The 26,273-nt window shown below is 55.5% G+C and carries 24 protein-coding genes and 1 other annotated feature; of the genes, 23 read left to right on the top strand and 1 reads right to left on the bottom strand.

The window, feature by feature from the left end; genetic code table 11:
* Positions 1–14: 14 nt before the first annotated feature.
* From MCACP_RS06860 to MCACP_RS06795, 14 genes are all read left to right on the top strand, one after another.
* Positions 15–1,922, top strand: coding sequence for an ASKHA domain-containing protein (locus tag MCACP_RS06860; RefSeq protein ID WP_406678590.1), 1,908 nt, complete (start codon positions 15–17; stop codon positions 1,920–1,922).
* Positions 1,923–2,672, top strand: a complete 750-nt coding sequence (locus tag MCACP_RS06855) for an AAA family ATPase (protein WP_406678589.1) — start codon at positions 1,923–1,925, stop codon at positions 2,670–2,672.
* 26 nt (positions 2,673–2,698) lie between these two features.
* Positions 2,699–3,667 carry an acetyl-CoA decarbonylase/synthase complex subunit delta gene (locus MCACP_RS06850; protein WP_406678588.1) on the top strand — a complete coding sequence of 323 codons (969 nt, stop codon included), beginning with the start codon at positions 2,699–2,701 and terminating at the stop codon, positions 3,665–3,667.
* A 24-nt stretch (positions 3,668–3,691) separates the two neighbouring features.
* Entirely contained in the window at positions 3,692–4,480 is a 789-nt protein-coding gene (locus MCACP_RS06845; protein ID WP_141264666.1) for a methyltetrahydrofolate cobalamin methyltransferase, read from the top strand.
* 164 nt (positions 4,481–4,644) lie between these two features.
* Positions 4,645–5,199, top strand: coding sequence for a 4Fe-4S dicluster domain-containing protein (locus MCACP_RS06840; protein WP_406678587.1), 555 nt, complete (start codon positions 4,645–4,647; stop codon positions 5,197–5,199).
* Positions 5,196–6,068 carry a CoB--CoM heterodisulfide reductase iron-sulfur subunit B family protein gene (locus MCACP_RS06835; protein WP_406678586.1) on the top strand — a complete coding sequence of 291 codons (873 nt, stop codon included), beginning with the start codon at positions 5,196–5,198 and terminating at the stop codon, positions 6,066–6,068. The genes MCACP_RS06840 and MCACP_RS06835 overlap by 4 nt, the downstream gene beginning before the upstream one ends.
* A gap of 20 nt (positions 6,069–6,088) precedes the next feature.
* Positions 6,089–10,552 (top strand): FAD-dependent oxidoreductase, encoded by a 4,464-nt coding sequence (locus MCACP_RS06830; RefSeq protein WP_406678585.1) that lies wholly within the window; start codon positions 6,089–6,091, stop codon positions 10,550–10,552.
* Between the two features lie 2 nt (positions 10,553–10,554).
* Positions 10,555–11,037 carry a hydrogenase iron-sulfur subunit gene (locus MCACP_RS06825; RefSeq protein WP_406678584.1) on the top strand — a complete coding sequence of 161 codons (483 nt, stop codon included), beginning with the start codon at positions 10,555–10,557 and terminating at the stop codon, positions 11,035–11,037.
* Positions 11,034–11,705, top strand: coding sequence for a methylenetetrahydrofolate reductase C-terminal domain-containing protein (locus MCACP_RS06820; protein WP_406678583.1), 672 nt, complete (start codon positions 11,034–11,036; stop codon positions 11,703–11,705). The genes MCACP_RS06825 and MCACP_RS06820 overlap by 4 nt, the downstream gene beginning before the upstream one ends.
* Entirely contained in the window at positions 11,702–12,625 is a 924-nt protein-coding gene (locus tag MCACP_RS06815) for a methylenetetrahydrofolate reductase (protein ID WP_406678582.1), read from the top strand. The genes MCACP_RS06820 and MCACP_RS06815 overlap by 4 nt, the downstream gene beginning before the upstream one ends.
* A gap of 109 nt (positions 12,626–12,734) precedes the next feature.
* Positions 12,735–13,607 carry a hypothetical protein gene (locus MCACP_RS06810; protein WP_406678581.1) on the top strand — a complete coding sequence of 291 codons (873 nt, stop codon included), beginning with the start codon at positions 12,735–12,737 and terminating at the stop codon, positions 13,605–13,607.
* A gap of 59 nt (positions 13,608–13,666) precedes the next feature.
* Positions 13,667–13,906 (top strand) — a binding site (T-box leader).
* Positions 13,907–13,946: 40 nt separating this feature from the next.
* Complete coding sequence (locus tag MCACP_RS06805; RefSeq protein WP_406678580.1) at positions 13,947–14,429, top strand: Lrp/AsnC family transcriptional regulator; 483 nt, start codon at positions 13,947–13,949, stop codon at positions 14,427–14,429.
* A complete protein-coding gene (locus tag MCACP_RS06800) occupies positions 14,426–15,640 on the top strand; it encodes an aminotransferase class I/II-fold pyridoxal phosphate-dependent enzyme (RefSeq protein ID WP_406678579.1) in 1,215 nt (404 codons plus the stop codon). Before MCACP_RS06805 ends, MCACP_RS06800 begins: the two co-directional genes overlap by 4 nt.
* A 59-nt stretch (positions 15,641–15,699) precedes the next feature.
* Entirely contained in the window at positions 15,700–17,310 is a 1,611-nt protein-coding gene (locus MCACP_RS06795; protein WP_406678578.1) for an MBL fold metallo-hydrolase RNA specificity domain-containing protein, read from the top strand.
* Here MCACP_RS06795 and MCACP_RS06790 read toward each other — a convergent pair.
* On the bottom strand, positions 17,307–18,140 hold the full coding sequence (locus MCACP_RS06790) for an Asp23/Gls24 family envelope stress response protein (protein WP_406678577.1): 834 nt from the start codon (positions 18,138–18,140) through the stop codon (positions 17,307–17,309). The two genes, MCACP_RS06795 and MCACP_RS06790, sit on opposite strands and share 4 nt — an antisense overlap.
* Positions 18,141–18,288: 148 nt before the next feature.
* Here MCACP_RS06790 and MCACP_RS06785 point away from each other — a divergent pair, with 148 nt between their 5' ends.
* The 9 genes from MCACP_RS06785 to MCACP_RS06745 all read left to right on the top strand — a co-directional run bounded on the left by MCACP_RS06785 (position 18,289) and on the right by MCACP_RS06745 (position 26,215).
* Positions 18,289–19,029 (top strand): DnaD domain-containing protein, encoded by a 741-nt coding sequence (locus MCACP_RS06785; RefSeq protein ID WP_406678576.1) that lies wholly within the window; start codon positions 18,289–18,291, stop codon positions 19,027–19,029.
* 87 nt (positions 19,030–19,116) lie between these two features.
* Positions 19,117–19,869, top strand: coding sequence for an ATP-binding protein (locus tag MCACP_RS06780; protein ID WP_406678575.1), 753 nt, complete (start codon positions 19,117–19,119; stop codon positions 19,867–19,869).
* A gap of 144 nt (positions 19,870–20,013) precedes the next feature.
* Positions 20,014–20,292 (top strand): FeoA family protein, encoded by a 279-nt coding sequence (locus MCACP_RS06775; RefSeq protein WP_406678574.1) that lies wholly within the window; start codon positions 20,014–20,016, stop codon positions 20,290–20,292.
* The gene (gene feoB / locus MCACP_RS06770; protein ID WP_406678573.1) at positions 20,273–22,117 is read left to right on the top strand and encodes a ferrous iron transport protein B; all 1,845 of its coding nucleotides are present in this window, start codon (positions 20,273–20,275) and stop codon (positions 22,115–22,117) included. The genes MCACP_RS06775 and feoB overlap by 20 nt, the downstream gene beginning before the upstream one ends.
* 25 nt (positions 22,118–22,142) lie before the next feature.
* Positions 22,143–22,304, top strand: a complete 162-nt coding sequence (locus tag MCACP_RS06765; protein ID WP_406678572.1) for a hypothetical protein — start codon at positions 22,143–22,145, stop codon at positions 22,302–22,304.
* A 135-nt stretch (positions 22,305–22,439) separates the two neighbouring features.
* The gene (gene pduL / locus MCACP_RS06760; RefSeq protein ID WP_406678571.1) at positions 22,440–23,054 is read left to right on the top strand and encodes a phosphate propanoyltransferase; all 615 of its coding nucleotides are present in this window, start codon (positions 22,440–22,442) and stop codon (positions 23,052–23,054) included.
* A 145-nt stretch (positions 23,055–23,199) separates the two neighbouring features.
* Entirely contained in the window at positions 23,200–23,397 is a 198-nt protein-coding gene (locus MCACP_RS06755) for a hypothetical protein (RefSeq protein ID WP_406678570.1), read from the top strand.
* Between the two features lie 144 nt (positions 23,398–23,541).
* Positions 23,542–24,354, top strand: a complete 813-nt coding sequence (locus MCACP_RS06750) for an IclR family transcriptional regulator (protein WP_406678569.1) — start codon at positions 23,542–23,544, stop codon at positions 24,352–24,354.
* Positions 24,355–24,574: 220 nt separating this feature from the next.
* The gene (locus MCACP_RS06745) at positions 24,575–26,215 is read left to right on the top strand and encodes a glutamate synthase-related protein (protein ID WP_406678568.1); all 1,641 of its coding nucleotides are present in this window, start codon (positions 24,575–24,577) and stop codon (positions 26,213–26,215) included.
* The last annotated feature ends 58 nt before the right edge of the window (positions 26,216–26,273 follow it).

Raw genomic sequence — 26,273 nt, 5'->3', positions numbered from 1 at the left:
AGGGGAAGAAGCCCGTGAATCAGTGTTCCGTTACTTTTTTACCCGCCGATATCACTGTTCTGGTAACGGCAGGCACCACCGTCCTGGAGGCGGCCCAGAAGGCCGGCCTCCCCTTGAAAAGTACTTGCGGCGGTGCCGGTACCTGCGGCCGCTGTATCATTAAAATTTGCCGGGGAGAAGTTCAGTTAAAAGGAGGACACCTGCCGGCCGCATTGAAGGAAGAAGGTTATACCCTGGCCTGCCAAACCATCATCCAGGGCGATGTGGCCATCGAGATTCCGGCAGAATCCCTTCTCGGCAAACATCAGGTGCTCCTCCAGGATAAGGGGCGGCTGCAGGACGGTCTAGCTGATTTACCGGGTTCCTATCCCCTGGAGGCTGCCTGTGAAGTCGTAACCCTGCATCTCTCCGAGCCTACCCTGACGGAAAACACCAGCGATGCCAGCCGCCTGCTGGCGGCTTTGCGCAGGGAAAAAGGAATGGAAGGGAAGGTAAGCTTGGCCCTGCTCCAGGATTTGCCGGAGAGCTTGCGCCAGGCCGGCTGGCACGTTGATGTCACCCTGGTCAGGGCTGACAATCGTCTCTTGCGGATTACCCCTGCCGGATCAGGCAGGAGCTTCGGCCTGGCCGTCGACCTGGGTACCACGACGGTAGTCGTCTCCCTCCTGGACCTGCGCAGCGGCCGGAGGATTGGCCAGGGCGGAAGTTATAACCGCCAGGCGGCGTATGGTGATGATGTCATATCCCGCATCATCCATGCCACCAGCAGTCCCGGAGGCCTGGAAGAACTGCGCCGGGCGGCCCTGGCCACCATTAATGAGATCAGTAATTCTTTACTGGCCAACTACGGGATTGACCCGGCGGAGGTGACGGCGGCGGCCATTGCCGGCAACACCACCATGAGCCACCTGCTACTGGGCGTAAATCCCAAGTATATCCGCCTGCAACCATATATCCCCGCTGCTACCGAGTGGCCCGCCCTCACTGCCGGGGAAATCGGGCTGGACATTAACCCTCTGGCTGCGGTCCAGGTCTTCCCCAGCGTTGCCAGCTATGTGGGCGGCGATATTGTCGCGGGCGTCCTCTTTACCCGCCTTGCCAGGGGAGAAGAACTGACCCTCTTCATTGACATCGGCACCAACGGGGAAATGGTCCTGGGGAATAAAGAATGGCTCATCGCTTGTGCCTGTTCGGCGGGGCCGGCCTTTGAAGGCAGCGGTATCACTTACGGTATGCGGGCTATGGAAGGAGCGGTTGAAGGAGTAACCATCGACCCGGAAACCTTTGAAGTCGAGCTGGAGGTAATCGGCGGCGGCCGCCCGGCCGGCCTGTGCGGCAGCGGTTTAATCGACTGCCTGGCGAAACTCAGGCGGGCCGGCGTCATCGACCGGACGGGTAACTTCCAGGAAGTAGCCACGCCCAGGTTGAGGCGTACCGATGAAGGCTATGAGTTTGTGCTGGCCTGGGCGGCAGAAAGCAGCCACGGCAAGGATATCGTCATTACCGCCGCCGACATCAAAAATCTCATCCGCTCCAAGGGAGCCGTCTTTGCCGGTATCCAGAGCCTGTTAAAGACCGTTTCCCTGGACCTGGAAGCAGTCGACAGGATCATCATTGCCGGCGGTTTCGGCAATTACCTGCACGTTCCCAATGCGGTCGAAATCGGCCTCTTACCCGATTTGCCGGCGGAAAAATACATTTTTGCCGGCAACACTTCCCTCAAGGGTGCCGAGCTGGCCCTCCTTTCCCGGCCGGCCTGGCAAGAAGCCCTGGAACTGGGCCACAAGATGACCTATCTGGAGCTTTCCGCCGGCAACCTCTTTATGGAGGAATTTGTCTCGGCCCTGTTCCTGCCCCATACCCGGCTGGAACTCTTTCCCTCTGTAACCGGAGAAACCAGCCTGGAAAGGAGGGAGGACTAGGTGGCCAGCCATATTGCCGTCGCCGGTAAAGGAGGTACCGGGAAGACAACCTTTGCCGCCCTGTTGATACGCTATCTGGTTTTGAACCATAAGGGGAGCATCCTGGCCGTCGATGCCGACCCCAACGCCAATTTAAACGAGGCTCTCGGCGTTAAAGTCGACACCGTTATTGCCGATATCCTCGATGCCACCAAAAATCCGCGGGCCATCCCCGCTGGCATGAGCAAGGATATGTTCATCCAATACCAGCTGGCCCAGGCCCTGGTAGAAACTAGAAGCTTTGACCTGTTAACCATGGGCCGGCCCCAGGGGCCGGGCTGTTACTGTTATCCCAATGACCTCCTGCGCAAGCACCTGGAAACTTTAAGCACCAACTATGACTATATGGTCATTGACAGTGAAGCCGGCCTGGAGCATATCAGCCGGCGGGTTATCCAAAATGTAGGGGTTCTTTTCGTCATCAGCGACGCCTCGGTGCGAGGGATTCGTTCCGCCGGGAGGGTACGGGAACTGGTCCGGGAACTGCAGCTGGCTATTCCCCATATGTACCTTGTTGTAACCAAAACTACCGGTGATCCTGGTCCCCTCCGGGAAGAGATGGAGCGGACAGGATTGCCCCTGGCCGGGACTATTCCCTATGATGAACAGGTCGTCGCTTTTGACACCTACGGTAAACCCCTTTTTGACCTACCGGCAGATGCCCCGGCCGTGCAGGCAGTCAATACCATTCTTAGCAGGTGCCGTATTTAACTATTTATACGGAAGGAGTGTTTTTCATGGCCGTCCAGATTTTACGTGAGCGCAGCCGTGCCACGGTACAAAAAGTTGTCCTGGGTGCCACCAAAGAGCAGGGCGGTACCCGGAGCCACACCGTTGTGGTCGGCGGCGATGCCGCCCTTCCCTTCCACCATTTTGAAGGCGAGGTTAGCCGCCCCGTTATTGCCATGGAAGTCCAGGATATCGTTCCCGACTGGCCGGATGTTTTGAAGGATCCCTTTAATGATGTAATCAATGAGCCCGGCCGCTGGGCGCAAAAATGCGTAGCTGCATACGGCGCCGACCTGATTTACCTGAAACTCGACGGTGCCGATCCCGAGGGAGCCAACCGCACGGTAGACCAGTGTGTGGCTACCGTCAAGGAAGTCCTGCAGGCGGTCGGCGTGCCGCTGATTGTCGTCGGCTGCGGCGACGTGGAGAAAGACCACGACGTCCTGGAGGCAGTGGCCGAAGCGGCAGCAGGGGAAAACCTGCTCCTGGGTAACGCCGAGCAGGACAACTACAAATCCCTGACGGCGGCCTGCATGGTACACAAGCACAACATTATTGCCCGTTCACCCCTGGATATCAATATCTGCAAGCAGCTCAACATCCTCATCAACGAAATGAATCTGGGTCTGGACCGCATCGTTATCGACCCATCCATTGGCGGCCTGGGTTACGGGATAGAATACGCCTACTCCATTATGGAGCGCATCCGCCTGGGCGCCCTCCAGGGCGATAAAATGCTCTCCATGCCGGTCATCTGTACGGTGGGTTCTGAGGCCTGGCGCGCCAAGGAAGCTGTAGCTCCGGTCAGCGAATACCCCGGCTGGGGTAAAGAGGTGGAGCGTGGCATCCTCTGGGAAGCCGTTACCGCCACCGCCCTCCTCCAGGCCGGCGCCCACATTCTCCTCATGCGCCACCCGCAAGCCGTGGCCAAAGTGAAGGAAAATATCGACCAGCTAATGGCCAGCAACGCTTATTAATAAAGTAAAAAGGAGGTCTAAAGCATGCTTATCATTGGCGAAAGGATTAACGGCATGTTCAACGACATTAAAAGAGCCATCCAGGAACGGGACCCGGCTCCTGTACAAGAGTGGGCCCGGCGCCAGGAAGAAGGCGGCGCCCGCGCCCTGGATCTCAATGTCGGGCCGGCCGTCCAGGATAAGGTTAGTGCCATGGAATGGCTGGTAGAGGTTACCCAGGAAGTCAGCAGCCTGCCCCTGTGCCTGGATTCCACCAATATCGCGGCCATCGAAGCGGGTTTGAAAAAAGCCAGGAACAGGGTTATCATCAACTCCACCAATGCCGAACGGGAAAAAATAGAAAAATTGTTCCCCCTGGCCGTTGAGCACGGTGCGGCCCTCATCGGCCTCACCATGAATAAAACCGGCATTCCCAAGGACAGCGATACCCGCCTGGCCTTTGCCATGGAACTGGTAGCTGCTGCCGATGAATTCGGCCTGCCCATGGATGACCTGTATATAGACCCCTTGATTCTCCCGGCCAACGTCGCCCAGGATCACGCTCCTGAAGTTTTAAAGACCCTGCAGCAGATTAAAATGCTGGCCGACCCGGCTCCCCGGACCGTACTGGGATTGAGCAACGTGTCCCAGAACTGCCAGAACCGGCCCCTTATCAACCGGACTTTCCTGGCCATGGCCATGGCCTGCGGCCTGGATGCCGCTATAGCCGATGCTTGCGACGAAGCCCTCATGGAAACAGCGGCAGCTGCAGAAATTTTGCTCAACCAGACGGTTTACTGTGATTCTTTTGTCAAGATGTTTAAAACCAGGTAGGACTTTTATCAACAACGTCGAAGCTTATTGGGGAGGAACTCCATATAGCAGCGTTACAGGAATACGTTGATACCTGTAGGAATATGCGCGGTAAAAGAGAGAGGTACCGGCGTATTGTCTTAACGCTGGTCCTCTCTTTTTCAGGGTAGAAAGGAGGAAGGGGATTGGCTGAGCAACAAATTATACCTTCCCACCAGCTTGTTGCTGCCGTGACCAGGCAATCGGGTCAACCTGTCAGCCGCTGTTACCAGTGTCATAAATGCACTGCCGGCTGTCCGGTAACCATGGCCATGGACCTGATGCCCCACCAGGTAGTACGTTTTGTCCAGCTAGGTCTGGAAGAAGAACTTTTAAAAAGCAAAACTATCTGGCAATGTGCTTGCTGCCGTACCTGTGTATCCCGCTGTCCCAACGGCATCGACATTGCCGCCATCAATGACGCTTTGAAGCAACGGGCCCTGGCTAAAGGCGTCCGGCCGGCCCTGCCGGAAGTGGCTGCTTTCCACCAGGCCTTCCTGGCTTCGGTTAAAAGCAGGGGTCGGGTCCATGAACTGGGGATGATCATCGCCTTCAAAATGAAGACAGGTACCTACTTCCAGGATGTTCCCCTGGGGCTGAACATGTTCCGCCGCGGTAAACTGCGGCTTTTACCCGAAAGGCTTAAAAATAAAGCTCGCTTCCGGGCCTTGTGGCAAGGGGAAAAGGGGGGACAGGCATGAAATTGAGTTATTACCCCGGCTGTTCCCTGCACGCTACGGCGGCCGAATATTCCGCCTCCACCGAAGCCGTATTTAAAGCCCTGGGAGTGGAGTTGCAGGAACTGGAAGACTGGTGCTGTTGCGGCGCCACCTCCGGCCATTCCCTCAGCAATTACCTGAGCCATGCCTTACCGCTGCATAACCTGATCCTGGCCGAGGCTGCCGGTAACGATCTGCTGGTCCCCTGCGCCGCCTGTTATAACTCCTTAAAAGCAGCCCAAACCTTTATGGCCGGCGGCAGCCAGGAAGCCCGGCAGCTCAACCGGCAGGCAGGTCAAATCCTGGGACGGGAATACCGGGGAGAAGTGCGGGTGCGTCACGTCGTCGACATGCTGGCCGATGCCCGCATCCAGGCGCAACTCCAGGGACGTGGGCAGAAAAGCCTGGCCGGCATCCCCCTGGCGTCCTACTACGGCTGCCTGCTGACCCGGCCACCGAAAGTAGCCAGTTTTGAGGCCAATCCCGAACAACCCCAGCTGATGGACCGGCTATTAGCCTGGTGTGGAGCCACTCCGGTAGCCTGGACCCATAAAAACGAGTGTTGCGGAGCCAGTCTCGCCATTCCCCAGCCGCAACTTGTGGAGCAACTGGTAGGAAAAATCGTAGCTGCCGCCCGCCGTGCCGGAGCGGTAGCCATTGTAACGGCCTGTCCCCTGTGCCAGACCAACCTGGACAGCCGCCAGCCGGCCGGTGCCGAGCCGCTACCAGTCTTTTTCATCACGGAAATCATCGGCCTGGTCCTGGGTCTGAATGCCGCTCCCTGGATGAAGAAACATTTAGTCGATCCCCTGCCCCTTTTACGGCAGCAGGGCTTGTTGGTAGCCTCCTAGCAGAAAGGTTGTGAGACGCCATGAAGGAAAAGCAGGAAAATGTCCTGACCGTAGGTGCGGTCCTGGTCCTCGGCGGCGGTATTGCCGGTATGCAATCGGCCCTTGACCTGGCTAATGCAGGCTACCTGGTACACCTGGTGACAGAAAGTTCTTCCATCGGCGGTCGTATGGCCCAGCTGGACAAAACCTTCCCCACCAACGAATGTGCCATGTGCTTGCTGGGTCCCCGGATGACAGATACCCTTAACCATCCCAACATCCGCCTGTATACTTGCGCCTCCCTGGAAAAGGTAGAAGGGGAAAAGGGTAATTTTACCGTCCAGATCCGTCAAAAACCCCGCTATGTTAATATCGAGGAATGTACTGCCTGCGGCGACTGCGAGCAGGTTTGTCCGGTATCGGTACCCAATGAGTACAATCAGAATATGGGCAGCCGGAAGGCCATCCACAAGATGTTCCCCCAGGCGGTGCCCAATAAATACCTGATTACCAAAAGGGGTATACCTCCCTGCCGCAGCACCTGCCCGGCTGGTACCAATGCCCAGGGTTATGTGGCCCTGATCTCCCAGGGTAAATTTGCTGAGGCTCTGGAAGTAATCCATCGCCGTATGCCCTTTGCCGGCATCTGCGGCCGCATCTGTCACCACCCCTGCGAAACCGAGTGTAACCGGGGGCAGTTTGACGACCCCATTGCCATCGCGACTCTGAAAAGGGCAGCCTATGACTACGGCTGGGAAGCTGAAGCCGCCCGGGAGCAGGAACAGAGGCCGGAGCTTCCCGCCAGGCAGGAAAAAATAGCCATCATCGGCGCCGGACCGGCCGGACTTACGGCCGCCCAGGACCTGGCCCTGGCAGGCTACCAGGTTACCATTTATGATGCTATGAACCAGCCCGGCGGCATGTTGCGGGGGGGCATTCCCCGGTACCGCCTCCCCATGGAGGTAGTCGACCGGGAAACCGGGCGCATCCTTGCTTTGGGGATTAAGTTTGTACCCAATACCGTTGTCGGCAAAGATATTACCCTGGCGGAACTGCAAAAGCAGTACAACGCCATTATCATCGCCACCGGCCTGCAGCAGAGCCGCATGCTTAAGCTTGAGGGTGCCGATTTAAAGGGTATTCTACCGGGGGTAGCTTTCTTGCGGGAAACCGCCCTGGGCGGCCGGCCCGAAGTAGGGGCAAGGGTTGTCGTCATCGGCGGCGGTAATGTGGCCATCGACGTGGCCCGGACGGCCCTGCGCCTGGGGGCTAAGGAAGTTCACCTGGCCTGCCTGGAATCCCGGAATGAGATGCCGGCCCATCCATGGGAAGTCGAAGAAGCCCTGGAAGAAGGCGTTATCATCCATCCTTCCTGGGGCCCCAAACGTTTCCTCGGCGAAGGCGGCCGGGTCACGGGTATTGAACTAATGCAGTGTACACGGGTTTTCGATGAACAAGGCCGTTTTAATCCCCAGTATAATCCCGAAGTTAACCAAACCCTGGCTGCCGATACCGTTATTCTGGCCATCGGCCAGGTTGCCGATCTTTCTTTCTTAGGCGAACACGGTAACATAGCCACCAGTCGCGGCCTTATTGCCGCCGATCCCCTGACTCTGGCTACCAGCGTACCCGGCATCTTTGCCTGCGGCGATATCGTCCGGGGGCCTGCCTCGGTAGTGGAAGCCGTAGCCAGCGGCCACGAAGCAGCGGAATCCGTGAAACGCTACCTCGAGGGTGAAGACCTGGCTGCCGGCCGTTCCCTGGCAAAGGAACCCAAGCTGGACCCGCCGCCCAATGTTATACCCTTCCCCGGCCGGCGCAAAATCCAGGCCATGGCGCCGGTAGCAGAGCGCATCCAGGATTTCCGCGAAGTCTACCAGGGCTTTACCCCGGAAGAAGCCATCGAGGAGGCCAAACGCTGCCTGAACTGCGGCATCTGCTCGGAATGTCTCCAGTGTGAAGCTGTTTGTAAAAAGAAGGCCGTGGAGCACTGGCAGCAGGAAAAGGTGATGGAACTCAAGGTTGGTTCCCTTGTGCTGGCCCCCGGCTATGAACTCTTTGATGCCGCCCTGGCCGGCGAATACGGTTACGGTTATTATGCCAATGTGGTGACCAGCCTGGAGTTTGAGCGGCTGCTCAGCGCCACCGGCCCCACGGAAAGCCATGTGGTACGGCCTTCCGATCATCGCCCCCCCAAAAAGGTGGCCTTCATCCAGTGCGTCGGTTCCCGGGACTGCGAAAGGGATGGCAGCCCTTACTGTTCGGCCATTTGCTGTATGTATTCTACCAAGGAAGCCATTATTGCCCGGGAACATGATGCTAATATTGAGCCGACCATCTTCTACCTGGATATCCGCGCCTACGGTAAAAACTTCGACCGCTACGTCGAGGCGGCTAAAGCCGCCGGCGTACGTTATGTGCGGGCCATGATCTCCCGGGTGGAAGAAGATCCGCAGACCAAAAACCTTACCATCCAGTACTATGCCGACGGCAGGATAATCCGGGAAGAGTTTGATATGGTTGTGCTGGCGGTTGGTGTCAGGCCGCCGGCCGGGGCGGAAAAACTGGCGGCCGCTGCCGGTATTGAGCTTAATCCCTATGGCTTCGCCAGAACCTTACCCCTGCAACCGGTGGCCACTACCAGGCCGGGTGTTTATGTAGCCGGCGTCTTCCAGGGTCCCCGGGACATCCCGGAAACGGTGGTCAATGCCAGCGCTGCTGCCTCTATAGCCGGTGCCGCCATAGCTTCGGGCCGCAACACCCTGGTAACGCCCAAGGAATACCCGCCGGAAAGGGACGTCAGCCGGGAAGAACCGCGGGTAGGCGTCTTTATCTGCCACTGCGGCATTAATATCGCCGGCGTAGTCGACGTCAAGGCAGTAGTAGAGGCTGCTGCCAAACTACCTGGCGTAGTCCATGCTGAAGATAACCTCTACACCTGTTCCCAGGACACCCTGAACAAGATTAAAGCCGCCATCCAGGAATACAACCTGAACCGGGTGGTAGTGGCTTCCTGTACCATTCGCACCCACCAGCCCCTTTTCCGGGAAGCCTTAAGGGAGGCCGGTTTAAACCAGTTCTACTTTGAAATGGCCAATATTCGCGACCAGTGTTCCTGGGTGCACCGCAACGAACCGGCCAGCGCCACTGCAAAAGCTATTGACCTGGTACGCATGGCCGTGGCCAAGGTCAAACGCCATGAAGCCTTGCACCTGCAACCGGTGCCGGTAGTTCAGAAGGCCCTGATCATCGGCGGCGGCATCGCCGGTTTGACGGCAGCATTAAATATCGCCGAGCAGGGATTTGACGCCATTATCGTCGAGCGAGAAGCTGAACTGGGTGGGCAGGCACGGCATTTACGGGTCACCCTGGAAGGAGAAGACCTCCAGGCCCTGTTAAAAGACCTGATTGCCAGGGTAAAGGCCAATCCCCGTATCCAGGTGTTCACCGGTGCCCGCCTGGAAGACTTTGGCGGCCACCAGGGACACTTCACCACCACCATTTCCCTGGGTGAACCTGGTAAAGAGCACCTGCGGCGTACCCTTAAATTAGAACACGGCGTGGTAATCGTCGCTACCGGTAGCCAGGAGTTAAAAACCAGCGCCTATCTTTTCGGCCAGGACGAGCGGGTCGTAACCAATACCCAGCTGGAGCAGGCTCTGGCCGACGGCAACTGGGATGCCGATAGGAATAAACAAGTGGTCTTTATCCAGTGCGTCGGTTCCCGGGACTCCGAGCGTCCCTACTGCAGCCGCACCTGCTGCGCCCAGACCATTAAAAACGCCCTGGCCATTAAATCCCGCAATCCCGAGGCTTCAATCTACGTCCTTTACCGGGACATCCGCACCTATGCCTTCATGGAAGATTATTACCGGCAGGCCCGGGAGCAGGGCATCATCTTTATTCCCTATGAGCCGGAGGCGCTGCCCAGGGTACGCCGCCGGGAGATCGGCCTCCTGGAGGTTTTAGTCAAGGACCCCGATTCCGGCAAAGACCTGGTCCTCTGGCCCGACCAACTGGTCCTGGCCACAGGGGCCGTGGCTCCGGACGGGGTGGAAAAACTGGCCACCATGTTGAAATTGCCTCTAAACGAAGATAAATTCTATGTCGAGACCCATGCCAAGCTGGCGCCCATTGACTTCCCTACGGCCGGGATATTCCTCTGCGGCTCCGGCCATGCGCCCAAATTTGCCAGTGAAGCCATTGCCCAGGCCCAAGGTGCCGTGGCCCGGGCCTGTACCATTCTGAGCCGGGAAAACCTGATGGTGGGCGGCGTGGTAGCCGTGGTCGATGCAAACAAGTGTGCTGCCTGCCTGACCTGCGTGCGGGTCTGCCCCTACAGCGTCCCGCGCATCAACGAGCGCAATGTAGCTGAGATCAACGCCGTCCAGTGTATGGGCTGCGGCACCTGCGCCGGTGAATGCCCGGCCAAGGCCATCCAGCTCCAGTTCTATAAAGATGATCAGCTGCTGGCCAAAGTAGCCGGCCTCTTCAGGGAGGTGTAGTCTTGAGCGACTTTGAACCCAAAATCATCGCCTTTTGCTGCTTCTATTGCGCCTATTCAGCCGCCGACCTGGCCGGATCCCTGCGCCTGCAGTACCCGGCCAACATCCGGGTGATTGAAATGCCCTGTTCCGGTAAAACCGACGTCCGGGTGTTGCTGGAAGCCTTTGAGGATGGCGCCGACGGCGTCTATGTCCTGGGCTGCATGGAAGGCGATTGTCACTTCCTGAAGGGGAATTTCCGGGCCAAACGCCGGGTCCAGCAGGCGAAAAAACTCCTGGACGAGATCGGTATCGGCGGTGAGCGCCTGGAGATGTACAACCTCTCGGCGGCCATGGGACCCCGTTTTGCGGAAATTGCCCGGGAGTTTACCGAGCGTATCCGCAAATTAGGACCCAGCCCGTTAAACAAAAGTTATGCTCCCTCCAGGCAGGGAGAGGACGGCCGGCAGGCCGCAAATTCGACGGAAGCAGGTGAGCAGGAATGATTATCGCCGAGGGCAAACCCCTGGCCGAGGTTGCCGGGTTGATTCAAGAGGCCGGAAAAGTGCTACTTGTCGGCTGCGGCGGCTGCGTGACCGTCTGCCTGGCCGGAGGTGAAAAGGAAACCGGGATCCTGGCCGCCGCTTTGCGGATGCTCAGGCAAAAGGAAGGCAAACCCCTGGAAACGGTGGAGGTTACCCTGACCCGCCAGTGCGATCCGGAGTATGTGGAAATGCTGGCTAAATATGTCACCGACGATGTCGATGCCATTGTCTCCCTGGCATGCGGTGTGGGCGTCCAGTTCCTGGCCGAACGCTATAACAAGTGGGTAGTGCCGGCCTTGAACACCAAGTTTGCCGGCGGGACAGTGGAACACGGCGTCTGGGAAGAACGCTGCGGCCTCTGCGGCGAGTGCATCCTCTACAAAACGGGGGGAATATGCCCCATTATCCGCTGCTCCAAGAGCATTTTAAACGGGCCCTGCGGCGGTTCCCAGAATGGCAAGTGCGAGGTTAACCCGGAAACCCCCTGTGCCTGGCAGCTTATTTACGACCGGATGCGGGCCCTGGGGAAACTGGACTATCTCATGGAAATCCAGCCGCCCAAGGACTGGTCCAAATCCCGGGACGGCGGTCCCCGGAAAGTGGTACGAGAGGATGTGAGGCTGGGATGAAAACAGAAAGCAGGCTAGAAAAACTCCTTTCTCAGGGTCATTTTGTGGTCAGCGGTGAGATCGGCCCGCCCAAACACGCCAACCCCGAGGGCATTAAAAAACATGCCTCCCTACTGAAAGACTATGTGGATGCCATGAACCTGACGGACAACCAGACGGCCATTGTCCGCCTCTCGAGTATTGCTGCCGGTGTCCACGTCCTCCAGGCAGGGGGCGAGCCTATTATCCAGATGACGGTCCGGGACCGCAACCGCATCGCCCTGCAGAGCGACCTCCTGGGGGCTTACAGCCTGGGCATGCGCAACGTCCTCTGCCTGTCCGGGGATCACCAGTCTTTCGGCAATCACCCGACGGCCAAAAACGTCCACGACGTGGACTCGATCCAGCTCATTAAAATCGTCAAGGATCTCCGGGACGAAAAAAAATTTGCCTGCGGGGAAGAACTGAAGGGCAATGAACCACGGTTTTTCATCGGCGCCGCTGCCAATCCCTTCGCCGATCCCTTTGAGTTCCGGGTCCTGCGCCTGGAAAAGAAAATCAACGCCGGCGCCGACTTCATCCAGACCCAGTGCATATTTGATATGGAGCGTTTCGAGCGCTTCATGGCCCTGGTCAGGGAAAGGGGCCTGCATAAAAAAGCCTATATCATTGCCGGCGTCATGCCCCTGAAGTCGGCTAAAGCCGCCAAATATATGCAGCAGTCGGTGGCGGGGATGATCGTTCCCGATGCGATTGTCAACCGTATGGAAAAAGCTGCCGACCCCAGGGCCGAAGGGGTGGCCATATGTGTCGAACAGATTAAACACCTCAAGACTATTGAAGGGGTAGCCGGCGTACACATTATGGCTGTAATGTGGGAAGAGATTATCCCCACCATCGTCAAAGAAGCCGGCCTCTACCCCCGGCCCAAGGTGGAATAAATTCTGACCCCGGGTTTGCTACCCGGTTTTTTTTTACCACCCTGCAGTTCTTTCCCGCAACCTGCCCGCATATATTGATGGGAGGAAGAGCTGCCAGGAGGTGGAGATATTGCGCAATAACCGGCTGGAAAACGAAATCCTGCAGCGTGTCGATGAACTGGTTCAGTGTGCCATATCCATAAGCCTTAAAGACGAATCCACCCGCGCCGAACAGCTGGCCCGCGGTATAAACATGGTTCAGGACATAGGTGACTTGCTCCTGGAAGTCCTGGAAGGACGGGAGCAGCATCTCCAGGCTTTACTTGAGCAACTGGTTGCCCAGCGTCTACCCGACCGTCGTATCCTGCAGAGCTTTGGCAACTTTCCCCGGGATATACAATATATAATCAGCGAGGGTATAGCCCGTTACTTAAAGACCAGGGAAGAAAAGGGAAAGGAACAAGCTTCCTCTGAAGAAAGTGTACCCCCTGCACCTGGGGAAGCAGTGGATGTTGCAAATACGGCATCATCGGCCGCCCAAGCGGGGCAGATAGATACCGACCAGTCTCCGCTTGAAGCTACAGCTGGCAATATGTCTGAAGAACCGGTAAAGGAACCGGTTCTAAAACCTGAAAGTGTCGTGGAAGATAAAACGCTGCCAGTCACCAGTGAAGGGGGAGAGGGAAAGCCCTTTCCGGAGCAAACTACGGCAGCAGATCCCTTAAGTCAGGCCATGGAGACCCTGCGTCTGGCTCTCCTCCAGGCCTACCCTGACGAAGAACTTATCATCAACTATGAAACCCGGGGAGGAAAAATTCCCTTTTTCCTGCCCCGCCTGCAGCTGGGTTTTGCACCGGCCGGTACGCACTACGATTGGCGCCATGAATTTTACTGCCGCCAGCAGGGAATAAGCATCCGCAAAGTCGCCGCCGATGAACTGGCCAATCCGGTCTACCTGGCCCGCCGCCTGCGCCGGGAGGCCCGCTGGCGCCAGCTGACTTAATTTTTTATTGACACCAAAGCCGGGCCGGTGCTAAAATAACATTAAAATTTACAGCAAGTTTAAAGGCAGTGAAGGGAAGAGTAGGCAGGCCCCCTGCTCGCCAGCGAACCGGGGAGGGTGCAAGCCCGGTAGCAGACCTGTCGAAAGCCACCCCGGAGCCGCCGCTGGAAGGAATTTATCCTTAAGGCAGGACGGATTGGCCCCGTTAACGGCCATGGCGCTTTAACAAAGGCGCTGCAGAGCAGGGTCGTACGACCAATGAGGGTGGTACCGCGGGAAATAAACCTCCCGTCCCTTTGTGGGGCGGGAGGTTTTCATATATCATACGGGGGTTTAACCATGCGTAAAAAAATACTCGAGCTTCTGGAAAACAACGGTAAATTAAATGCGAAAGAAATAGCCATCATGCTGGCCCTGCCGGTAGACCAGGTGGCTAAAGAAATAGCCGCCATGGAGCAGGAAAAAATCATTTTACGCTACCATACCCTGATTAACTGGGAAAAGGCCGGCGCAGAAGAAGTGGCGGCCTTGATCGATGTCAAGGTAACGCCCCAGCAGGATGTGGGCTTTGACGAGATTGCCGGCCGCATCTACCGTTACCCGGAAGTGAAATCTGTTTTCCTGATGTCCGGCAGCTATGACCTTTCCGTCCTTGTCCAGGGCAAGAGTCTCAAGGAGGTGGCCACCTTTGTTTCCCAGAAGCTGGCTACCCTGGAACACGTCCAGAGTACAGTGACCCATTTTATCCTGAAAAGGTATAAACAGGATGGGGTAATTTTCGAGGATCAAGAAGCAGACCGGAGGCAGGTGTTGCAACTATGACCATTACTTGCGGTTTTGAGGCCCAGCGCTTTATCAATCCCACGGTCAAAAGTCTACCACCATCTGGTATCCGCCGCTTCTTTGACCTGGTAGCCAGCACCCGGGGGGTGATTTCCCTGGGCGTGGGAGAACCGGATTTTGTCACCCCCTGGCACATCCGGGAAGCCTGCGTCCAGTCCCTGGAGCGGGGTTATACCATGTATACCTCCAACTACGGCCTGCCCGAATTACGCCAGGCCATAGCCGGCTACCTGGCGGAACGTTTCGGCTTAAGTTACGATCCCCAGAGGCAAATAATGGTCACCATCGGCGCCAGCGAAGCCGTTGACCTGGCCTTAAGAACGGTCATCAATCCCGGCGACGAAGTCCTGATCCCCGAGCCGTGTTATGTATCCTACCGGCCCATCACCCAGATGGCCGGCGGCGTTCCCGTCACGGTGCCCACCACCATGGAGGAGGAATTTGCTCTAACGGCGGCGCGGCTGGAAAAACATATCACACCCCGTACCAAGGTCCTGATCCTGTGTTTTCCCAACAATCCCACCGGTGCTGTCCTTAACGATGCCGAAATGCAGGCCATCGCCGCTCTGGTGAAGAAATATAACCTGCTGGTGATCAGCGATGAGATCTATGCCGAGCTGCGCTATGACGGCCCGCCCCGCTCCTTTGCCGCCCTCCCGGGCATGCAGGAACGAACTATTCTGGTCAGCGGCTTTTCCAAGGCCTTTGCCATGACCGGCTGGCGGGTGGGTTATGTGGCCGCCCACCCCGACTTTCTGGCCGCCATGGTCAAGATCCACCAGTATACCATCCTCTGTGCCCCGGTGATGGGACAGATGGCCGCCCTGGAGGCCCTGCGCCACGGGCGCCAGGATGTGGAGCGGATGGTGGCCGAGTATGACCGGCGCCGCCGCCTGGTCGTCAGCCGCCTGCGGGAAATGGGCCTGGAGTGTTTTGAACCCCGGGGCGCGTTTTACGTTTTCCCATCCATTAAGGTTACGGGTTTAACGTCCACCCAATTTGCCGAAGAACTCCTGAAAGAAGAAAAGGTGGCCGTGGTCCCCGGCCCGGCCTTCGGCAGCAGCGGGGAAGGCTTTATCCGCTGTTCCTACGCTACTTCCCTGGCCGAGCTGACGGAAGCCATGAACCGCATGGAACGCTTTGTCGCCCGGCGCCTGGCCTTCAAGCACCGGGCCGTGGCCCACGCCTAACAAAGATCGGCGGCATGGTAATTAGGGACCGGCAAATAATTAAAACAGGGAGAGGAAAAATGATCAATTTACATTTCTACGGGGCTGCCGGGACGGTAACAGGCTCCTGTTACCTTCTCGATAACGGACGGCACCGCCTCCTTATTGACTGCGGGCTTTTCCAGGGTTCCAAAGCCGTTAAAGAACGCAACTACGGCCCTTTTCCCTTTAATCCGGCCAGTATCGATGCCATGGTTCTGACCCATGCCCACATCGACCACTGCGGCCTGATCCCCAAACTTTACCTGCAAGGTTTCCAGGGACCGGTATTTACCACGCCGGTCAGTGCTGAGCTGGCCGGCGTCCTGTTGCCGGACAGCGGCCATATTCAGGAAATGGAAGTTGAACGCAAAAACCGGAAAAACAGCCGCGCCGGCCTGCCCCTTTTAACCCCCATCTATACCGCCGCCCAGGCGGCTGCCTGCCTGGAGCATTTTCATACCCTGGATTATCAAGAAGAAAAGGAGATTTTACCGGGCTTTCGCCTGCGCCTCCAGGACGCCGGTCATATCCTGGGGTCAGCGATAGCGGAAATCTGGGTGCGCGATGGGGACCAAGAAGTCAAGGTTACCTTTTCCGGCGATTTAGGTAACCCGGGACAACCCATTGTCAATGACCCGGCGCCCATTGAGTCCACCGATTACCTGGTCATGGAGTCTACTTACGGCAACCGCCACCATAACGTCCAGGGGGACAAAATTGAGCGTCTCAAAGAAGTAATTAACAAGGCCATGAAAAAGGGAGGCAACCTGGTTATCCCGGCCTTTGCCGTAGAGCGTACCCAGGACCTCCTCTATGCCCTTAATATCCTCCTGCGCCAGGGAGCCATTAAGGTAGACAAAATTTTTCTCGATAGCCCCCTGGCAGTGGCGGCCACCGAGATCTTCTGCCGCCACCAGGATTATTTTGACGCGGAAACCAAAGAGTTAAGTAATGGCGGCGCCACCTGTCCCTTCTACCTGCCGGGGCTGCACTTAAGCCGCACCGCCGAGGAGTCCTTGGCTATCAATAAAATCCAGGGGGGAGCCATCATCATTGCCGCCAGCGGCATGTGCGACGCCGGCCGCATCAAGCACCACCTGAAACACAACCTCTGGCGCCCGGAGAGCACCGTCCTCCTGGTAGGCTACCAGGCAGCCGGTACCCTGGGGCGGCGCCTCCTCGACGGGGAAAAGCGGGTACGCATCCACGGTGAAGAAATTGCCGTACGGGCTGAAATTGTCAGCCTTGACGGCTTTTCCGCCCATGCCGACCAGGCGGGTTTATTAAAATGGCTAAAATCCTTTGCCCGATCCCCACGTAAAGTTTTCATAACCCACGGGGAAGAAGCAGCAGCCAGGGAGTTCGCCAGCCTGGTAACTGCGGAACTGGGCCTGGCAACAGAAGTCCCGTCATGGCTGGCTGTCGCCCGGCTCCTGCCGGTAGCGGAAAGCCTGCCGGCAGCCTCGCCGGCCACCCTGGCAGCCGGCGCTGCAGCCGCCGAAGCCGAAGCCACCTACCAGCGCATCTTGGTGCAGCTCAAGGCCCTGGTAGAAGCAGGGTTTGCGCGGCAGGACTATGCCGGCGTCCATCAAAAACTGCAGCAAATCTCGGCCCTTTTAAACCAGAACCTGGAGGAAAAAGCCGGCTAACGCCGGTCACCGGCAAATTTAATGCCGCGGACCGTAATGTTGACAGCCTCCACTTCCAGGGCCGTCATGCTGGTAATCATTGATTTAACCCTTTTTTGCGCCGCCCTCAGAAGGGGAGGCCAGTAAACACCGTAAGGAGCGGCAACCTCCAGGTTTAAGACCAGATTGCCATTCCTGCTTTCCACCTGGACACGGGGGTTGGCCAGGCCGGCAGTGGTAACCAGGTAAGCCGCCAGTTGCGCCACGGCACTGTGGGCAATATAAAAATGGCCCAGGGAGTTAAAAGTCGGCCGGACGGTGGTCTGTTCCACCCAAAGGTTTTTCTTTTTACCCGGCGGTGCCTGGCGCCGGCGCAGAAAAGTTTTTAACGGTTCGATGAAAGGCCCGTTAAAGCGCGGTTTGACTTCCACCGTGGGTGCCGGGATGACGTGTTTTCCCAGCTGGCTGCGGATCTGCCGGGCACGGGCGATTTCTTTCGGCGTGGCCACTTCAGTAATATCCACCCAGATAGACGGCGGCGGCAGCTGCAGGCGGCTGGTAATGCGCTCTGCCATTTCCCGGGAGGTGCTGAGGACCAGAAGGCGCCGGGGAGCAATGGCCGCCAGCCTCTCCCGGACTTCCCGGGCATGGTCAGGATCGCTAAATAGAGCCGTTCTAATAGCCCCTACCCGCGTTGGTTGTTCTTTGGCTGAAACTCCCGCCAGAATACGACTCCCCTGAATAAGCAAGCCGTCGTCAATTATAGCTTCGGCGGCATAATCTCGGGCAACTGCCAGGGCGCGGTGACTTTTACCGCTGCCGCTGGGACCAATGAGGGCAACAACTTCCATAGGATTTTACCTCCACTTAACTAAGATAATTATAATCCATAATTAGCTATGAGCAATGCCCCTAATAATTCCTGATTATATTTGGTCAGGAGTATTGGAGATGATATAATAGATGTATTGCTAGGAGTTACCGGGGGGAGGAAGAGAGATGACCAGCAACGATGGATACCAGATACTGGCGGCCTCCTTGTTAGAAGCAGGCAGTCTGGTTATCCCTGACCTGCTCGTCAAGTTTTACGCCCGCTTGGGCCTGACAGAAGCCGAAATGATGGTCTTAATCCATCTCCTGCACTGGCGCCAGGTGGAAGATGAACGTTTTCCCACCCCGGAAAAAATCAGCCAGTATATGAACCTGGATAGTGAAGAAGTAAAGAATCTAATCGCTTCTATTATTGAAAAAAAGCTTCTGGCTGTCGAACCCTATTTCCATCCTTCCCTGGGCCGGTGGCAAAATATCTTTTCCTTTACACCCCTCTGGACAAAATTAATTCAAGTAGCTATGGATGATTACAAAACAGTTACAGAAGCACAAAAGGAAACGGAGACCAGTGCAGCCCGCCAGGGAGAATTGTACCGGACCTTTGAAAAGGAGTTCGGCCGCCCCCTGTCTCCCCTGGAAAGCGAGCAACTCAAAGCCTGGTGCCAGGATGATAATGTGCCCATCGAATTATTACAGGAAGCCCTGCGGCGGGCTGTATTGCGTGGCATCCTTAACTTCCGTTATATTGACTCCATTTTAAAGGACTGGCAACGCCATAATATCCGTACCGTTGCCGAAGCTATGGCCTACGATGAAAAACTAAAAACAAAGAAAACCCGTTCTACCCGCCCTTCCAGCTCTTCCACCCGGAAGGATAAATACCGCGAGCTCTACCGGCTTAACCCGTAAGGTTAAGGGAGGGTTACAGGCCAGCCCATGGAAAGGATACATATTCCTCCTCAATTAATTACGAAAAATAAAGTCCAGGAAGGACCAGTGGAGTTACCGGCTTTCCAGTGTCCCCTTTGCCAGGACCGGGGCCTTATCATCCGCGACGGCCTGGCTTATCGTTGCCGCTGTATGCAGCAAAAGGCCTGGCAAAACCGCTTAAGGGCAGCTAACCTGGCACCCCAGTTGAGCCGCTATACCTTCCAGAACTTTGACCTTAAGTATTACTCCCGGACCTTAAACGACGAACTTACAGGTACCACTTACTACGAAAGCGCCCGCCGCTGTCTGGAAGCAGCCCGGCGCTTCGTCGCCACCTACCGCCAGGAAACTCGCGGCCGCGGTCTCTTTATCTTCGGACCTGTAGGGAGCGGCAAAACCTTCCTGGCAGCTGCCATTGCCAATGCTTTAACGGCTGCCGGCCGTGAAGTTCTATTTACCGTTGTTCCTGATTTGCTGGATGCCATTCGCGCCACCTATGACCGCCGGCCTCAAGAAGGCAGCCAGACGGAGCTGGAACTCATCGATACGGCCCGGAAAGTGGCTATCCTGATCCTCGACGACCTGGGCGCCCATAATTATACCGAGTGGACATGTAATAAAATTTATTCCTTGATAAACTATCGTTTAATCAACGAACTACCGACAGTAATAACCAGCAACCTTGACTTAAAGGCCCTGGAAGATTACCTGGGAGAACGGACAACTTCCCGCCTGGTCCAGCTCTGCCAGTCCTATCACTTACCTGTGGCTGAAGACATCCGCTGCGTTATCAGCCGCGAAGGCGTCACCAAAAAGTGAGCCTTTTTCTTTGCCACCCCATTGACATTGATTCTCATTTGTCCTAAGATATTTATAGAAGTTCATTGATAATCTTTATCATTTACTTGGACGGCATCAAGCAAGGATTCATGCATAAAAATTGGTTGCAGGGAGGGAAAGACCATGACCCTGGATGAAGCACGGGAAGGACAGCGTTGTCGCATCCTCGCCCTGCCGGGGCGGGGCATTCGCGCCCAGGCCATCCGTTTCGGCATCAGTGAAGGGGAACTCATCACCTGTACCAGTGTCATTCCCGGCGGCCCCATTATCGTGGCCAAAAACCGTCAGGAAATAGCCATCGGCAGGGGCCTGGCGCAAAAAATTACCGTTGAACCTGTCACTGCCCCGCACCCGGTCAAATCCCCGGCAAGGAGGCGTGCCTATGGCCTGCCACGATCTTAACCGTGAGTTAAATATACCCCCGGACGCCCGCAAGATAGTCCTGGCCGGTAATCCCAATGTCGGCAAATCGGTCTTTTTCAACGCCTTCACCGGCCTTTACGTGGATGTTTCCAACTTTCCCGGCACCACCCTGGAAATCAGTCATGCCCGGGTAGGGAATGACTTTATTTTGGACACGCCCGGCGTCTACGGCGTTTCTTCCTTTAATGAAGAAGAAAAAGTGGCCCGGGATGTCATCCTGGCAGCCGACGTCGTCATTAACGTCGTTGATGCCGTCCACCTGGACCGGGACCTTTTCCTCACCCAGCAGATCATTGATATGGGTATTCCCATGGTAGTCGCCCTGAACATGATCGATGAAGCCGCCCGCCAGGGAATCAAGATCGATGTTCAGAAAATGGAGGAGCTGCTGGGGGTACCCGTTATCCCTACGGTAGCAATAAAAAAGCAAGGGTTTGAAGAAGTCAAACAGGCCGTTGCCCGCGCCCGCAAAGGCCACAGCCTGCCCGAGCTGGATGCAATGTTACCCCTCGTAGAAAAGAAGACCCGCAGCCGGGCGGAAGCTTTACTTATCCTTGAAGGTGACCCCTTTGTCGCCGCCCGCCATCGGGTGAAACCCATGGACAGGCAAGAGGAGATCTACCTGGCCCGGCGGCGCCGGGTTGATGCCATAGTAGCGGCAGTGGTCCAGGAAACTAACGCCGGGGCTTCCTGGAGCACCCTCCTCAGCCGCTGGATGATGCTGCCCCTCACGGGTATTCCGCTGCTAGTTTTAACCCTGTGGATACTCTACGAATTTATCGGTGTCTTTGTGGCCCAGACAGTAGTGGGCATCACTGAAGAAAACATCATGCAGGGCTATTATGAACCCTTTATCCGTAATTTTATTGGTTCCATAATACCACCTTCTTCCATCCCCGGAACCCTTTTAATAGGTGAATTTGGTATCCTTACCATGACGGTAACTTATATCCTGGGCCTGCTGCTTCCCCTGGTTCTAGGATTTTACCTGAGCCTGTCGGCCCTGGAGGATTCCGGTTACCTGCCCCGGATAGCCGTCCTGGTGGACCGGGTGCTCATGCGCCTGGGATTAAATGGTCGCGGGATTATTCCCATAATCCTGGGCTTTGGCTGTGTCACCGCGGCTACCATAACCACTCGTTTGCTGGCCAGTCCAAGGGAACGCCGCATTGCCACCTTCTTGCTGGCCATGGCCATACCCTGTTCAGCCCAGCTGGCGGTAATCACCAGCATGCTGGGACGCCTGGGACCCGGCTATACCTTCCTGTATGTCATCATCGTGGCCAGCATTCTGGTTCTCGCCGGGACGGTTTTAAACCGGCTGTTGCCCGGGAAACCCAGCGATCTTTTAATTGACATACCGCCCCTGAGGCTGCCCCAGCCGGTTAATGTCCTGAAGAAGACGGCAACCCGGACCAGGAACTTTATCCAGGAAGCCACCCCCTTATTTGCCGGCGGTGCCCTTCTCATCGGTATTTTGCAGGTTACCGGCCTTTTAGATACTTTGCAAAATTGGCTTTCGCCCCTTACCGTCAACTGGCTGCAGCTTCCTAAAGAAACGGCTACTGCTTTTATCATGGGTTTTGTTCGCCGTGATTTCGGGGCTGCCGGTCTATACAGCCTCCCTCTGACGCCGCCCCAGTCCCTGGTGGCCCTGGTGACCATCACCATCTTTGTTCCTTGCATTGCATCTGCCCTGGTAATCTTTAAAGAGCGCGGCTGGCGGGAGGGCATCATCATCTGGCCAGCAATCCTCATCCTGGCCTTCTTAATAGGTGGAATAATATCCCAGATTCTGATTTAAGCCAGCCGGTAAGGAGGAAAAAGAAATGGTAACAAGTTGCTCCCAGAAATGCCCCCGGTGCGGCTACCCGGTGCATGATCCCCGGCAGGTACGCTGCCCCCGCTGCCGGACCCTCCTGGTCGGCAGCTGCCAGGGGCACTGCCGGGGTTGTTTTTTAAAGAATAAGCCGGCTAAAAAGGAAGCCTGATAAATTTAAGATTGTGAATATATACCTTCCCCTTGCTTTTTCCGCCGAACGGTTCTATAATGAGGGTGAATGGTAGATATTTCGTCCCGAATGGTTGTTATGGGCGTCCGGGAAGAGTAAGGGAGAGGAGTTAAAATGTCACAAATTCTGCTCGAAGTGCCGGTAGGCGTATCCGGGCGACATGTGCATCTCACCAAAGAACATCTCCAGGCTCTCTTTGGACCAGGTTACGAACTAACGAAAGTAAGGGATCTGGTCCAACCGGGTGAATTTGCGTCCAAAGAAACAGTTACTGTAGTGGGGCCCAAGGGTGTGCTGGAAAAGGTGCGGATCATCGGTCCCCTCCGTTCATACACGCAGGTGGAATTATCCCGAACCGATTGTTTTAAACTGGGTGTTAACCCTCCCGTTCGCGATTCAGGAGATCATGAAGGTTCTCCCGGATGTGTCCTCGTCGGACCAGCAGGGGTAGTAACCCTTAATCGCGGCGTCATCATGGCCCTGCGCCATATTCATTTGCCCACTAATGAGGCTAGGCGTTATGGTCTGAAGGATAAGGATAGGGTTAATGTGCAGGTAGGGGGCGAACGCGGTCTGGTCTTCCAGAACGTCCTGGTACGTGTCCATCCCAATTACCGTCTTGAGTTCCACGTCGATACCGACGAAGCCAACGCCTGCCTGTTGAATAACGACGACATCGTTCAGGTGCTGGCTCCCGCAGGAGAAAAAGTACTAAGCATGGTCGGTTAATAGCGGCTTGACGGTAGACTTCAAATTAAGGTTTGAAAAGCTCCTTCACAGGAGCTTTTCGTTTTTACGGGGCTTGATGGCTACCGGCAGGAACTTTACAGCATCACAGCGTAATAATAATATGTAGAAGGAGGTGCGGTCAGTTATGAAGATTCCTGTTTGTGACCGCTGTAAGGCCAGAAACGTGGAGGGTATTATCTGTCACCATTGCGATACTGCTTACTGTTATGACTGCCTGGAAACCAATCCCCCTGACATGCGCATCTGTCCAACCTGCGGCCAGTTCCTGTGCAACGAATGTTATGAGGGCATGATCCAGTGCGATCTTGCCGTTCGCAAATAACCCGCTGGCAGCGGGTTTTTATTTTTCTCTTGACATGTCTCCCTAGAGCGAACTAAAATTAAAACATAGTGAAAACCTTTTTCATCATTTAAAAAACAACTATCGACAAGTGCCCCTCATATTACTTTCAAGGAGATCATTCATATGGCCAGAGAAAAAACCAATGGTGAAGAGAGCAAGACCGTCCAGGCAGTAGAAAGGGCTTTAGCCATTATGGATGCCCTGGCCGAAGCCGGTGTACCCATGGCCATTAGCGACCTGGCCGAAAAAGTCCAGTTAAATATAAGCACCGTCCACCGTCTACTGAGCACCCTTATCGTCAAGGGTTACATCGAGCAGGAACCCGAAACAAGCCGCTACAAACTGGGCTTAAAACTTTTTGCCATGGGTAAAACCGCCCTCTATGCCCAGGATCTGCAAACCATCGGCCGGCCTTTCCTGGAAGAACTGGTACGACGCTGCAATGAAACAGCCAACCTGGCCATCCTCGACGGCCGGGACGTAGTTTACATCGACCAGGTGGAATCCAACAATATCGTCATTGTCCGTATGTTTGCCAGGGTGGGCAGCCGTGGCCCGGCCCACGCCACCGGTTCCGGCAAAATGCTCCTCAGTTCATTAAGTGACGACGAGCTGGATAAGCTCTTTGCCGGCGTCCAGCTGGAGCAGTATACAAGTGAGACAATTACCGATGTAGCCATCCTAAAAAAGGAACTGCAGCGCATCCGGCGCCAGGGTTATGCCATTGACCTGGGGGAAAGGGATGAAAATGTCCGCTGCGTGGCTGCGCCTATTCGTAACCATGAAGGTAAAGTTGTAGCCGCCATCAGTGTCTCCGGACCCGATTCCAGGATTACGAATTATTATTTAAATAATGAGCTGGTAGACATCGTCCTTAGTGTAGCCCGGGAAATGTCTAAACGTTTAGGGTACGCAGGTAATGATTTAATAAGATGAAATTCGGTTTCATAGGTTAAATGTGTTTTAATCAGCTATTTATTGTATACAAGATTCTGGGTGCTTCTCTTTTTTCACATAGTGAAAGAACCTTTCGTTGACAAGCAAAATTCCCCCTACTAAAATTAAAACCGGAGGCTGCGAAAGCGACTTTCACCGTATGATAATGAACATCAAGACCGGTGGAAGCAAAATCTATTGGAAGTGGGGGACAAAAGCTATGATTCAGTGGCCCAAACAAAATGATGTCCTGGGGACCGTTAACCGCGGTAATCCGGCAGAATCAGGTTTATGTACATTGTGCCGGGCAGATTGCCAGGGGAAATGCGAGACCTGGATGTCCAGTCTTGTTGGGCGCAAGCTCCTCTATCCCCGGGATTTTGGTATTGTTACGGCCGGAAGCTCAAACACAACCCATGTAGGAATTTCTTATAACTCCCTGAGAATCCTGGGATACAACTACGGCGCATACGGCCTGACAAAGGGCCTCTCCAATAGTGCTGACGACTGTATTTTCCCCAATGTAAATGTCGAAACCGAATTTGGTAGTGAGGTTAAAACCAAAGTCAAAGCCCCGATCATGACGGGAGCGTTGGGTTCCACCTTTATCGCCGCCAAGTACTGGGATTCTTTTGCTATCGGTGCTGCCTTAGTGGGCATCCCGATTGTTATTGGGGAAAATGTCGTCGGGATTGACAAGGAAGCCGTTATTGAAAATGGTAGGATTGTTAAAGCCCCGGAATTGGATCGGCGTATTCAGACCTATTTGAAGTATTATGACGGCTATGGTGCCATTATTGTCCAGATGAACGTAGAAGACACCCGCAACGGTGTTGCCGAATACGTCATTGAGAAGTACGGCGATAAAGTCATTCTGGAGCTGAAGTGGGGTCAGGGCGCCAAGGATATCGGCGGAGAAATTCAGGTTACCGATCTCGACTATGCTATCTTCTTAAAGAACAGGGGCTATGTAGTCGATCCGGATCCGACCGTTCCGGAAGTGCAAGAGGCCTTTAAGAGTGGGGCCCTCAAATCATTCGCCCGCCACAGCCGCCTGGGTTATACAGATCTCACCAGCTTTGAACAGGTAAGAGAAAACTTTATGACAGCCATTGAGTACCTCCGTGGGCTGGGCTATAAGCGCATTACCTTGAAGACCGGTTCCTATGGTATGGAAGCCCTGGCTATGGCCATCAAGCTCGCTACTGATGCGCAACTTGATTTGCTTACCGTAGACGGCTCCGGCGGCGGTACCGGAATGAGCCCGTGGAACATGATGGAAACCTGGGGCGTTCCCTCCATTCTGCTTCATGCTAAAGCCTATGAATATGCCAGCCTCTTAGCTGCCAGGGGTAAGAAGGTTGTCGATATGGCCTTTGCCGGCGGATTGGCCAGGGAAGACCATATTTTCAAAGCTCTAGCTCTGGGGGCGCCCTACGTTAAGCTGGTATGTATGGGACGAGCCTTAATGATTCCCGGTTTTGTCGGGTCCAATATTGAAGGCGTACTCCATCCCGAACGACGCGCCAAAGTCAACGGTAATTGGGATAGTCTACCCAAAACTGTGGCCGAATTAGGTACGAAAGCTGAGGAGATTTTTGCCGGCTACTATGATGTTCAGAAGAAAGTCGGCGCTGAAGAAATGAAAAATATTCCTTACGGGGCCATTGCCTTTTGGACCCTGGCCGATAAACTGACGGCAGGATTGCAGCAATTAATGGCCGGAGCCCGCAAATTCTCCCTGGATCAGATCACCAGGAATGATATTGCTTCCGCTAACCGGGAAACTGAGGCTGAAACCCGCATTCCTTTTATCACCGACGTCCAGGACGAATTTGCCCGGAAGATCCTGCTCAGCTAATTGAGAACACTGCTTTGTTCGAGTTGTATGAGCGGAGTTTCTGGTTCATTGGCGACCG

It is taken from the genome of Neomoorella carbonis (genome assembly GCF_045278715.1).
GTDB lineage: Bacteria > Bacillota > DSM-521 > Neomoorellales > Neomoorellaceae > Neomoorella > Neomoorella carbonis.
This window is presented reverse-complemented; position numbering and strand designations above follow the sequence as displayed.